Source organism: Longispora fulva (genome assembly GCF_015751905.1).
GTDB classification, from domain to species: Bacteria; Actinomycetota; Actinomycetes; order Mycobacteriales; family Micromonosporaceae; genus Longispora; species Longispora fulva.
On the sequence record NZ_JADOUF010000001.1, the window covers coordinates 1,477,975 to 1,489,800 of the forward strand.

General features: G+C 72.5%; 11 protein-coding genes. 10 read left to right on the plus strand and 1 reads right to left on the minus strand.

Annotated features, from left to right (window positions below; genetic code table 11):
- Window positions 1–20: 20 nt before the first annotated feature.
- On the minus strand, window positions 21–914 hold the full coding sequence (locus IW245_RS06430) for an esterase/lipase family protein (RefSeq protein WP_197002276.1): 894 nt from the start codon (window positions 912–914) through the stop codon (window positions 21–23).
- A 113-nt stretch (window positions 915–1,027) separates the two neighbouring features.
- Here IW245_RS06430 and IW245_RS42085 point away from each other — a divergent pair, with 113 nt between their 5' ends.
- The 10 genes from IW245_RS42085 (at window position 1,028) to add (ending at window position 11,816) form a co-directional block, all read left to right on the plus strand.
- On the plus strand, window positions 1,028–2,251 hold the full coding sequence (locus IW245_RS42085) for a helix-turn-helix domain-containing protein (protein ID WP_197002277.1): 1,224 nt from the start codon (window positions 1,028–1,030) through the stop codon (window positions 2,249–2,251).
- A gap of 23 nt (window positions 2,252–2,274) precedes the next feature.
- Window positions 2,275–3,279 carry a hypothetical protein gene (locus tag IW245_RS06440; RefSeq protein ID WP_197002278.1) on the plus strand — a complete coding sequence of 335 codons (1,005 nt, stop codon included), beginning with the start codon at window positions 2,275–2,277 and terminating at the stop codon, window positions 3,277–3,279.
- A gap of 131 nt (window positions 3,280–3,410) precedes the next feature.
- Window positions 3,411–4,169, plus strand: coding sequence for an ABC transporter ATP-binding protein (locus IW245_RS06445; RefSeq protein WP_197002279.1), 759 nt, complete (start codon window positions 3,411–3,413; stop codon window positions 4,167–4,169).
- A complete protein-coding gene (locus tag IW245_RS06450) occupies window positions 4,153–4,845 on the plus strand; it encodes an ABC transporter ATP-binding protein (RefSeq protein ID WP_197002280.1) in 693 nt (230 codons plus the stop codon). Before IW245_RS06445 ends, IW245_RS06450 begins: the two co-directional genes overlap by 17 nt.
- A 1-nt stretch (window position 4,846) precedes the next feature.
- On the plus strand, window positions 4,847–6,082 hold the full coding sequence (locus IW245_RS06455) for an ABC transporter substrate-binding protein (protein WP_197002281.1): 1,236 nt from the start codon (window positions 4,847–4,849) through the stop codon (window positions 6,080–6,082).
- The gene (locus IW245_RS06460; protein ID WP_197002282.1) at window positions 6,079–6,951 is read left to right on the plus strand and encodes a branched-chain amino acid ABC transporter permease; all 873 of its coding nucleotides are present in this window, start codon (window positions 6,079–6,081) and stop codon (window positions 6,949–6,951) included. Before IW245_RS06455 ends, IW245_RS06460 begins: the two co-directional genes overlap by 4 nt.
- Window positions 6,948–7,886 (plus strand): branched-chain amino acid ABC transporter permease, encoded by a 939-nt coding sequence (locus IW245_RS06465; RefSeq protein ID WP_197002283.1) that lies wholly within the window; start codon window positions 6,948–6,950, stop codon window positions 7,884–7,886. Before IW245_RS06460 ends, IW245_RS06465 begins: the two co-directional genes overlap by 4 nt.
- Window positions 7,876–8,646, plus strand: coding sequence for a 3-hydroxybutyrate dehydrogenase (locus IW245_RS06470; protein WP_197002284.1), 771 nt, complete (start codon window positions 7,876–7,878; stop codon window positions 8,644–8,646). The genes IW245_RS06465 and IW245_RS06470 overlap by 11 nt, the downstream gene beginning before the upstream one ends.
- Complete coding sequence (locus tag IW245_RS06475; protein ID WP_197002285.1) at window positions 8,631–10,748, plus strand: helix-turn-helix domain-containing protein; 2,118 nt, start codon at window positions 8,631–8,633, stop codon at window positions 10,746–10,748. Before IW245_RS06470 ends, IW245_RS06475 begins: the two co-directional genes overlap by 16 nt.
- Window positions 10,749–10,850: 102 nt before the next feature.
- Window positions 10,851–11,816: an adenosine deaminase gene (add, locus tag IW245_RS06480; protein WP_197002286.1), complete on the plus strand. Its 966-nt coding sequence runs from the start codon at window positions 10,851–10,853 to the stop codon at window positions 11,814–11,816.
- The last annotated feature ends 10 nt before the right edge of the window (window positions 11,817–11,826 follow it).

The following is an 11,826-nucleotide window of genomic DNA, read 5'->3' on the forward strand; positions in this document are numbered from 1 at the left end:
CCGCGCCGGGGTCAGTCGACTCAGCCGCAGAACACCGGGGTCGCGTGCGCCGGGTCCAGGGCGTTGGTCACGTGGTGCAGGGCCGTCGGGCTGAACGCCATCGCCACGTGCTCGGGGATCGCCACCGGGCAGGAGTCCTGCACGACCCGGTTGGCCACGTCCGGCCCGGACAGGAACTGCGTCCGGTAGGGCGTGACCACCTGGTCGTACCAGGTGGAGATGACCGTGTAGCGCACGCCCGGCACCGTGTCCCCGCCGGCGTTGAGCTTCGTCAGGGTCGCCGAGCCGACCACCTGGTCCTGGCAGGCCGGGCACGCGGTGTAGACGAGCTGGGCGATGCCGGGGAAGTGGTCGGCGAGATTCGCGATGCCCGACAGGGTGGTGCCGTGGTTGCTGGGCGCGAGGCCGACGAGCTTGTCGACCTTGGCGGCCCCGCCCAGGAACTTCAGGTAGTACCGCGGCATCATGCCGCCCTGGGAGTGCCCGACGATGTCCACCTTGGCCGCGCCGGTGCTCGCGCGCACCCGGTCGACGAACGTCGCGAGCTGCGCCGCCGACTCGGCCACCGGCCGCAGCCCGCCGATCGGGAGCACGATGCCGCTCCCGGTCGAGGTCCAGCTGTCACCGGTCAGGCCGTAGGTGAGGGCGTAGACGCAGTACCCCTTGCTCTTGAGCAGCGGGGACAGCACCAGCCAGTTCTCGTACTGGTTGGCGAACGTGCCGTGCACGAGCACGACCGGGTTGGGGTGCGCGGCACTGGGCCGGCACGACCAGTCGTTGGCCCCGGGTGGGTCGGCGATCTGGCTGTCGGCGCTGTCGGCGACCGACGCCGTGGCCGGTGCCGTGGTGCCGAACAGCAGGCCGGTGGCGAGGAGGGCGGCGGCGACGACGGTACGAAGGCGGGTGAGGGGCACTGTTACCTCCGGGAATTCAGATGTTTACTGGTGGGTAACGTTGTGCCTCCCAGGATGGGTTCTCGCCCGCGACCGGAGGCTGGGAGTCTCACCAGACCTGAGCGGGGGTTGTTGTGACCGAGCACAACGCGGCACCGTTGGTGATCGCGGGCCGGCCGCTCGTCGAACGGTTCCTGGCCGCGGTGCCGGCGATGACCCGCGCCGTCGTCACCGAGCTGGTCGACGTCGTCCCCGTCTACGGCCTGATGCCCAGCGAGGAACTCGCCGGCGACATCCCCCGGATCGTGGAGCGCACCCTGCGCACCTTCGGCGAGGTGCTGCGCAGCCGCGGGGTGCCCGGCGCGGAGACCCTGGCCGGGATCCGCGAGTCGGCGGCCCGGCGCGCGGAGGAGGGGGTGCCGATCGACGCGGTGCTCACGGCCTACCACCTCGGGGCCAGGGTCTGCCTCGGCCACGTGGCCGGCGACGCGGGCCCCGGCGACGTCGGAGACCTGCTCGCCACCCAGCGGCTGATCCTGGACTTCCTGCAACGCGTCACGTCCGCCGTCGCCGCCGGCTACGTCGAGGAGCGCCAGGCCGACGACCACTCCGCCCGCCAGGCGCTGCTCGCCGCGCTCCTCGACGGGCTGCTGGTCGAGCCGGCCGCCGCCCGGGCCGGGGTCCGGCTCCCGCCGTGCTACCTGGTCCTGAGCCTGCACCTGGCCACCCACCCGGACGAGGCTCCGGGCGCGGCGGTCGCGGCGCGGCGGAAGGTCCGGCGGGTCCGGGTGGAACTCGAACACCAGGCCGCCGAGCCCGTGCTGTCGATGCTCACCGCCGACGGCGGCGTCGCGCTGGTCCCGTGCCCGACCGCGCCGGAGGCCCTGACCGACGCGGACTGGCGCCGGTTCGCGGAGATCGCCGCCCGCCTCGGCCGGGCCGCCGGTACGGAGGTGCTGGCGGGCGCCGCCGTCGCCGCCCCGCGCGCGGTGGCCGAGGCCGCCGTCCTGGCCAGGGAGATCCTGGGCGTGGCCCGGACGTTCGGCCGCCGGTCCGGGCTGTTCCGGCTCGCGGACCTGCTGGTGGAGTACCAGCTCACCCGGCCGTCGGCCGCCCGCGACCAGCTCGCGGGGCTCCTCGGCCCGCTCGACGCCGAACTGCTGGCGACCCTGCGCGCCTATGTGGCCAGCGGCCTGAGCCGCCAGCGCGCCGCCCGACACCTGCACGTGCACCCCAACACGGTGGACTACCGCCTGCGCAAGGTCGCCGCGCTCACCGGGCTCGACGCCAGCCAGGCCGGCGAGCTGCCGAGGATCGCCGCGGCGCTGGCGGCCAGGGACGCCGTGGACGGGCGCTAGCCTGGTACCAAAAAGGAGTGTCGATGGAAACTCCCTCCCGTTCCCCTCTCCTCGACTGGGCCGGCGCGGCGCTGGCCGCGTGGCTCGTCGGCGGCGCCTGCATCGACGCCTGGGCGCACTGGCACATCCCCGAGCTGGAGTCGTTCTTCACGCCCTGGCACGCGATCCTCTACTCCGGCATGTTCGTCAACATCCTCTTCGTCGGAGTGCTGTTCCTGCGCGGCCGGACGGCCGGCGGCCCGCTGCGCGCGGCGTTCCCGCCCGGCTACGGGCTCACCGCCGTCGGCTGCCTGGTGTTCCTCCTGGCCGGGCAGGGCGACATGGCCTGGCACACCTTCTTCGGGATCGAGCGCAACACCGAGGCACTGCTCAGCCCCACCCACCTCGGCCTGATGGTCGGGGCGACCCTGGTGGCGGCCGGCCCGTGGCGCGCGGCCCGGCTGCGCGGCGACGGCCGCGGCGACCACCCGGCGGCGCTGTCGGCGGGTCTGGTGCTGGCGATGCTGTGGTTCTTCCTCCAGTTCGACCTGCCCTACACCGCGCACTGGGCGGCGGGCACGGTGCGCGGGGTCGACCGCGCCGTGCAGCTAGGGGTCCTCGGCGTGCTGGTCGCGACCGTCACCATGGTCGGCGTGGTGCTGCTGTTCCTGCGGGACCTGCGGCCGCCGCCCGGCCTGGTCACGATCGTGACCGGGGTGCCGACCCTGTTCGTCGTCGGATTCTCCGGGCAGGCCGACCCGCTGGTCACCGATGTCGCGGCGCTCACGGCGGCCGTGCTCGCCGACGTGGTGCTCGCGGCCGGCCCGCGCCGGCTGTTCGCGGTCGCGTTCCCTGTCATGGTCTGGGCGGCCTACTTCGGCGGCCTCGCCGTGACGGAGGGGGTGGCGTGGAGCGTGCACGTCTGGGCGGGCTGCGTCGTCGTCGCGGGGCTGATCGGCTGGGCGATGAGCCAGCTCGTCCCGGCGGCCGCGCCGGTCGCCCGGTCGGTGCCGCTCACGGACGCGCCGGAGCCGGCGGTCAGCGACTGACAGTGTGCGGCCCGAGGCGGCCACTGTAGGGGATTCATCCATGGAAAGCCCTCCGATTGTGTGCGGCGAACATATGGCCCGGGTGCGCGCGAGATCGATAGTGTTCGCCGTCACAGGAGGTGCGAACACATATGCCGCCAGTCATCGCGACCAGGGGACTGTCCAAGGAGTTCCGCGGTTTCCGGGCCGTCAACAACGTCACCCTCGACATCGCCGAAGGGTCCGTGCACGCGCTCGTCGGCCCGAACGGCGCGGGGAAGACGACACTGTTCAACCTGCTCACCGGGTACTTCCGGCCCACCGGCGGCCGGATAGAGCTCGACGGCCGCGACGTCACCGGCTACGCCCCCGAACGGGTCGCCCGGCTCGGCATGGCCCGGTCCTTCCAGATCTCCAGCCTGTTCGACCGCCTCTCCGTCCTCGGGCACGTCGAGTTGGCGTTGCAGGCCACCACGTCGCTCGGCTGGCGGTTCTGGCGCTCCGACCGGCTGCTGGACGCGTTCCGGCCCCGCGCGCTGGAACTCCTCGACCAGGTGGGCCTCGCCGACGAGGCGGACACCGTGGCCGGCGAGCTGGCCTACGGCCGCAAGCGCGCCCTGGAGCTGGCCGTCGCCCTGGCCTCCGACCCGAAGGTGCTGCTCCTCGACGAGCCGACCGCCGGCATGGGCGTGGAGGACGTGGACCGCACCGTCGAGCTGATCGGCCGGGTCCGGGCCGGGCGCACCGTCGTGCTGGTCGAGCACAACATGTCCGTCGTGGCCAGCCTCGCCGAGCGGGTCACCGTGCTGCAACACGGCGAGGTGCTGGTCGAGGGCGGGTACGCCGAGGTCCGCACCGACCCGCGCGTCATCACCGCGTATCTGGGGGAGTCCGATGCTGACCGTACGTGACCTCACCGCGAACTACGGCCAGGCCCGGGTGCTGCGCGGGGTGTCCCTCGACGTCGCCGCCGGGGAGATCGTGACCCTGGTCGGCCGCAACGGGGCCGGCAAGACCACCCTGCTGCGCTGCGTGATGGGCCTGCACCGCGAACAGACCGGCGAGATCGCCCTGGAGCGGCCGCTGACCGGTCTTGCCCCGCACCAGCGGGCTCGCGCCGGCCTGGGCTACGTGCCCGACGACCGGGGCATCTACGCCGGCCTGACGGTCGAGGAGAACCTGCTCCTCCCGCCGACCACGAAGGGCGGCGAGCCCTGGTCGATGGCCCGGATCTACGAGACGTTCCCCGTGCTGTGGCAGCGCCGGCGGTTCCCGGGGACGAAGTTGTCGGGCGGCGAGCAGCAGATGCTGGCGCTGGCCCGGGTCCTGCGGACGGGGGCCCGCCTGCTGCTGTGCGACGAGCCCACCGAGGGCCTGTCACCGCTGCTGGTCCGCCAGATCGGCGACATCCTCCGCGAGGTCAAGGCGCACGGCGTGACCGTGCTGCTGATCGAACAGAACCTGCACTTCGCGACGACGGTCGCCGACCGGCACTACCTGCTGGCCGAGGGCCGGGTCGTGGAGAACCTCGACAACTCCGAGGTGCTGGCCCGCGAACACGAACTTCTCACCTACCTAGGGATCTGATATGCGGAAGACTGCGGTACTCCTCACCGGGGCGCTCCTGTTGGCCGGCTGCAACGGCGGACCGCCCACGGCCAGCGGGAAGCTCAGCGGCGACAAGCTCGTGCTGGGCGTGCTCAACGACCAGTCGGGCATCTACGCCGACCTGTCCGGCAAGAACTCCGTGGAGGCCGTCCGGATGGCCGTGGAGGACTTCAAGGCGAAATATGGGAGTAAGGCGGTCACGAAGAACATCGACGTGGTGACCGCCGACCACCAGAACAAGTCCGATGTGGCGGGCTCGAAGGCGCAGGAACTCTACGACCGCAACGAGGCCGACGTGATCCTCGACGTGCCGCAGTCGGCGTCGGCGCTGGCCGTGGCGAAGGTGGCCAAGGACAAGAAGAAGCTGTACTTCAACATCACGGCGGCGACCACCGAGTTGACCGGCAAGCAGTGCAACAAGTACACGTTCCACTACGCCTACGACACGTACATGCTGGCCAACGGGACCGGCACCGCCGTCACCCAGCAGGGCGCGAAGAACTGGTATGTCGTCTACCCCGACTACGCGTTCGGGCAGGACATGCAGAAGAGCTTCACGGCGGCCGTGGAGAAGGCCGGCGGGAAGGTGGGGGTGAAGGACCCGACGCCGTTCCCGAACGACAACTTCTCCACGTTCCTGCTCAAGGCGCAGAACATGAACCCGAAACCCGATGTCCTGGGTACGATGCAGGCCGGCGGGGACCTGGTCAACCTGGTCAAGCAGTACAACGAGTTCGGGCTGCGCGACAAGGGCATCAAGCTGTCGGTGGGCCTGATGTTCCTGACCGACATCCACTCCCTCGGCCCGGACGCGTTCGCCGGCACCACCTTCACCGACGCGTGGTACTGGAACTTCGACGCCAAGAACCGCGAGTTCGCCGACCGGTTCATGAAGCGCACCAACACCCGGCCCACCTTCGCGCACGCCGCGAACTACTCGGCGGCACTCCAGTACCTGGAGGCCGTGCAGCGGGCCGGCACCGACGCCTCCGACGACGTGGTCAAGACGCTCGAGGGGCACGCCTTCGAGGACGTGTTCGCCCGGGGCGGCAAGATCCGGGCCGAGGACCACCGGGTGATCCACGACGCGTACCTCGCCGAGGTCAAGCCGAAGAGCGCCGTCACCGAGGCCTGGGACTACGAGAAGATCCTGCGCACCATCCCGGCCGCCGAGGCGTTCCGGCCGGTGGGCGAGAGCGGTTGCACCTTCTCATGACGAACTTCCTGCAACAGTGCTTCAACGGGCTGGTCAGCGGCTCCTTCTACGGGCTGCTGGCCCTCGGCCTGGCCGTCATCTTCGGCATGCTCGGCGTGGTGAACTTCGCGCACGGCGCGTTCTACATGCTGGGCGCGTTCGGGGCGTACGTGCTGCTCACCGAGGCGGGGATCGACTTCTGGCTCGCGCTGGTCTGCGTACCCGTCCTGTTGGCGGTCTTCGGCGGTCTCGTCGAACGTTTCCTGGTCCGGTGGCTCACCGGGCTCGACCCGCTCTACAACTTCCTCCTTACCTTCGGCATCACCCTGGTGCTCCAGGACCTGGTCAAACGCGAGTACGGCGTGGCCTCGCAGCCCTACCCCCGGCCCGCCGCGCTGTCGGGCACCCTGGACCTGGGGCTGTTCGAGTACCCCACCTACCAGGTCTTCGCCTTCGCCGTGTCCGTCACGCTCTGCCTCGCGGTGTGGCTGCTGCTCACGAGGACGAGGATCGGGCTGATCGTCCGGGCGTCCACCGAGCGGCCCGAACTGACGGGCGCGCTCGGCATCAACGTGCGGCGCTGGGTCACCCCGGTGTTCGCCTTCGGGGTGGGCCTCGCAGGCCTCGCCGGGGTCCTGGCCGCGCCGATGCGGGCGGTCAACCCGCTGATGGGCGCCGACATGGTCATCGCCGTGTTCGCCGTCGTCGTCATCGGCGGCCTCGGCTCGATCTTCGGATCGGTGCTCGCCGGGTACGCCGTCGGCCTCCTCCAGGCCCTCGGCCAGCTCTACGTCCCCGGCCTCGCCCAGATCCTCACCTTCGTCCTGATGGCCGTCGTCCTGCTCTGGCGGCCGTCCGGGCTGTTCGGCCGAGAGGAGGCCCGGGCATGATCCTCTCCGTCCTCGCGCGCCGCCCGGTGCTCCTGCTCCTCGGGCTCGTGGTGGCACTCGCATTGCCCTGGTTCGTCTACCCGCCGATCGCGATGGACATCGCCACCTGGGCACTGCTCGCCGTCGCCGTGGACCTGCTTCTCGGCTACACCGGGCTGCTGTCCTTCGGGCACGCGGCGTTCTGGGGCTCGGCCGCCTACGCCACCGGGCTGCTCGGCCTGCACACCGGGCTGCCTTTCCCGGTCGCCGTCCTCGGCGGTGCCGTGTTCGCTGCGGCCCTGGCCGTCCCGATCGGCTACCTGTCGGTGAAGCGCACCGGGATCTACTTCGCCATGGTCACCCTCGCGTTCGCCCAGATGGTGTACTTCGTCGCCAACCAGTGGCGGGACGTCACCGAGGGCGAGAACGGCCTCCAGGGCATCCCGCGCCCGCTGTTCGGCGTCGACCTGTCCGAACCGTTCTACTTCTACTACGCGGGGCTGCCGATCGTCCTCCTCGGGCTCCTCGCGGCCTGGCGGGTGGTCCGGTCTCCGTTCGGCCGGGTACTCGTCGCCATCCGCGACAACCCGGCCCGGGCCAGGGCGCTGGGCTACCCGGTGGACCGGTACAAACTCGTGGTCTTCATGATCTCCGCGGCCCTCGCGGGGCTGGCCGGCGGGCTGTCGGCCGTCAGCCACGGGTCGGCGTCGTTGCAGGGCGTGCACTGGACCACCTCCGGGCAGGCGGTGATGATGGTCGTCCTGGGCGGGATCGGCACCCTGTGGGGCGGCGTCCTCGGCGCCGGGCTCGTCGTGCAGTTGGAGGACTACCTGTCCACGGCCCAGTTCAACGGGCCGGGCATCGTCACCGGATCCGTGTTCGTGCTGGTCGTGCTGCTGTTCCGCAAGGGGCTGTGGGGCACGGTCGCCGGGTGGAGGAGGGCCCGTGCCGAGTGACCCGGCCGTCGGCGGGGTCGACCTGACCGGGCGGACCGCGCTGGTCACCGGCGGGGCCAGCGGCATCGGCCGGGCCGTCGCGGAGCGGCTCGCCGCCGCCGGGGCCACCGTCGTGATCGCCGACCGCGACGGCCCGGCCGCCGAGGAGGCCGCCTCGGCGGTCGGCGGCCGGGCCTGGGTCGTCGACCTGACCGACCTCGACGCCGTCGACGACGGGCTCGGCCGGGTCGACGTGATCGTCAACAACGCCGGCCTGCAACATGTCGCGCCCCTGGAGGACTTCCCCCCGGAGCGATTCTCGATGATCATGCGTCTCATGGTGGAGTCCCCGTTCCGGCTCGTACGGCGCGCGCTGCCGCACATGTACGCCCAGGGCTGGGGCCGGGTCGTCAACATCTCCTCCGTGCACGGGCTGCGCGCCTCGCCGTTCAAGTCCGGCTATGTCGCGGCGAAGCACGCCCTCGAGGGACTGTCGAAGGTGATCGCGCTCGAAGGGGCACCGCACGGGGTCACCTCCAACTGCGTCAACCCCGCGTACGTGCGCACCCCGCTCGTGACCAGCCAGATCGCCGGCCAGGCCCTCGCGCACGGGCTGCCGGAGAACGAGGTGGTCGAACGGATCATGCTCGCGCCGTCGGCCATCAAACGGCTCATCGAACCCGACGAGGTGGCCGAACTCGTCGCGTACCTGTGCGGGCCGCCGGCCTCGTTCATCACCGGGGCCTCGATCACCATGGACGGCGGATGGACAGCCCACTGACGCACTTCCTCGACCTGCTGGCCCGCGAGGCCCCGGCCGTCGAGTTCGAACGCCCCGGACTCGACGCCCGGCTCGCCGGCGCGCCGGTCTCCGAACTCGCGGCCCTCGACCGGGACAAGGCCGTGGCGCTGCGGGTCCGGGCGCTGCTGGAACGCCGCCGGGCACGGGAGGCCGAACTGTCCGCGCTGTTCGACACCGTCGCGGACCTTGCCACCCTCCGCGACACCGACGCGGTGCTGGAGGCCATCGTGCGGCGGGCCCGCAAACTCCTCGGCACGGACGTGGCGTACCTGACCCTGACCGACCCGGAGCGCGGCGACACGTACATGCGGGTCACCGACGGGTCGGTGTCCGCGCGGTTCCAACGGCTCCGGCTGTCCATGGGCGCGGGGCTCGGCGGCCTCGTCGCCCAGCTCGCCGCGCCCTACGAGACCGCCAACTACCCGCAGGACCAGCGGTTCCGGCACACCGGGGAGATCGACGCCGGGGTCGCGGAGGAGGGGATCGTGGCCATCCTCGGCGTACCCCTCAAACTCGGCCCCCAGGTGATCGGCGTCCTCTACGCCGCCAACCGCACCGCCCGGCCCTTCGCCCGAGAGGAGGTCACCCTGCTCAGTTCCCTCGCCGCGCACGCCGCCGTCGCGATCGACAACGCCCGGCTGCTCGCCGAGACCCGCGCGGCCCTGCGGGAACTCAGCGCGGCGAACACGGCCGTCCGCCAGCACAGCGACGCCGTGGAACGCGCCGCCGAGGCCCACGACCGGCTCGCGGACCTGATCCTGCGCGGCGGCGACGTGGAGGAACTGGCCCGCACCGTCGCCGGGATCCTGCACGGGCCCCTGGCGGTCCTCGACGCCGACGGCCGGCCCCTCGTCGCGATCGGAGACTTCCATCCGGTCCCCGCGCCGGGACCGTCGAGCGGCGGGACCGGTCCGGGCCTCCGGCGAGGGCCGGGGAGCGCGGCCCGTGGTGAGAGTGGTTCTCCGCCGCGTCCGGTGGCGGATCCCGGCAGCGGGTGGGAGACCGCGCCCGGACCTGCCGACGTCCGCGACGGCCCAGGTGCTCCCGGCACGGAGGGCCTCCGCGACGCGGTGCGTGGCGGTGGCCTGGTGGACGCCGCTCCGGGTGGTCAGGCCGGGCTCCTTGACGGGCTCGGCGACGTGGTCGCCCGGTCCCGGTCGCTGGGCCGGGCCGTCCGCGACGGCGACCTGTGGGTGTCCGCCGTCGGCACCGGCACCGAGGGGCTGTGCGCCCTCGTCCTGCGCTCCGCCGCCGACCTGACGGAGGCCGACCAGCGGATATTCGAACGCGCGGCCGTCGTCACCGCGCTGCTGCTGCTGTCGCGGCGCAACGCCGCCGACGCCGAGAGCAGGGTCCGCGGCGAACTCCTCGACGAGCTGATCAGCCGGCCGGACCCCGCCAACGCCCGCGACCGGGCCCGCCGCCTCGGCCTGGACCTCGACCGGCCGCACGTCGTCCTCGTCCTCGCCGGCACCGACGACGCCCGGCAGCGCGCCGCGTCCTGGGCCGCCGCCGAGGCCGCGGCGCACGGCGGGCTGTCAGGCCACCGGGACGGCAGGGAGGTGCTCCTGCTGCCCGGAAACGACCCGGGAACCGCGGCCCGCCGCGCGGCCCACGACCTCGGGGCCGTCCTGCGCACCCCGGTCACGGCGGGCGCCGCCGGTCCGGTGACCGGCCCGGCGGCGGTCCGCGGCGGGTACGCCGAGGCCCACCGGTGCGCCTCGGCCCTCCTGCTCCTCGGCCGGGCCGGTGAGGGCGCGGGACCGGCGGACCTCGGGTTCGTGGGCCTGCTCCTCGGCGCCGGGCGCGACGTGGGGTCCTTCGTGGCCGACACCCTCGGGCCGGTGCTCGACTACGACGCCCGGCGGGCGACGCTGCTGGTCGCGACCCTGTCGGCGTACTTCGCGTCCGGGGGGAGCCCCGCGCGCTCCGCAGGGGTGCTGCACGTGCACGTCAACACGGTCAACCAGCGGCTCGACCGGATCGGGCAACTGCTGGGCGCGGACTGGCAGCGGCCGGACCGGGTCCTGCAGATCCAGCTCGCACTGCAACTGCACGAACTGCGGGAGAGCCTCGAGTAGCGCGCGACCGCCGCCCGCCCGATCATCGGGCCGACGCTGCCGGGTACACCCCACCCGTAAATTGTGATGGTTTTTGGATCTTGGTTGGGTAGCGTTCGCGGCGTGAGGGATCTGCGCGCGCTGCCGAAGGCCCACCTGCACGTCCACCTGGAGAGCACCGTCCGGTGGGACACGCTCGCCGAGATCGGCGCCGCCAACGGGGTGACCGTCCCGCCCGGCCGCGCGTTCACCGGCTTCGCGGACTTCTTCGACCAGAACGACCTGGTCAGGGCCTGCCTGCGCCGCCCGGCGGACTTCCACCGGATCGCCGTGGAATTCTGCGAGGACGAGGCCGCCGGTGGCGTGCGCTACGCGGAGGTGTCCTTCACCGCCGCCGGCCACGGCGACCGGCTCGGCGACCCGACCATGCCGCTGCGGGCCGTCCTCGACGGGCTGGCCGAGGGCCGCGACCGGTTCGGCGTCGAGTGCCGGGTCCTGATCGACCACTCCCGCCGCCGCTCCGTGGACCGCGCCTGGCGCAGCCTGGACCTCGCCGAACGCTTCGACGGCGTGGTCGCGATCGGCCTCGCCGGCGACGAGGCGTACCCGGGGGACCCGTTCGTCGAGGTGTTCGCCGCGGCCCGCGACCGGGGCGTGCACGTCGTGCACCACGCCGGGGAGGCCTGCGGGCCGGCCAGCATCCGGCAGGCGATCGGCGCGGGCCGCACCGAGCGCGTCGGGCACGGCATCACCATCCTCGACGACCCCGACCTGGTCGCGGAGGTCCGCGAACGCCGGCTGGCGCTGGAGGTGTGCCCGTCGTCCAACGTGGCGCTGGGCTTCGCGTCCTCGCTCGCCGAGCACCCGCTGCCCCGGCTGCGCGACGCGGGTCTGCTCGTCACGATCAACACCGACATACCCTCCTTGATCGGTACGCCGCTGGCGGTGGAGTACTCCCGGGTCCGCGACGCGTTCGGGTACGACGACGCGGTGATGGCCGAGCTGGCGCGCAACGGCGTCGAGGCGTCGTTCGCTCCGGAGGAGGTGCGGCGGAGGGTGCTGGCGGGCATCGACGCCTGGCTGGGCTGACGCCGGGCTG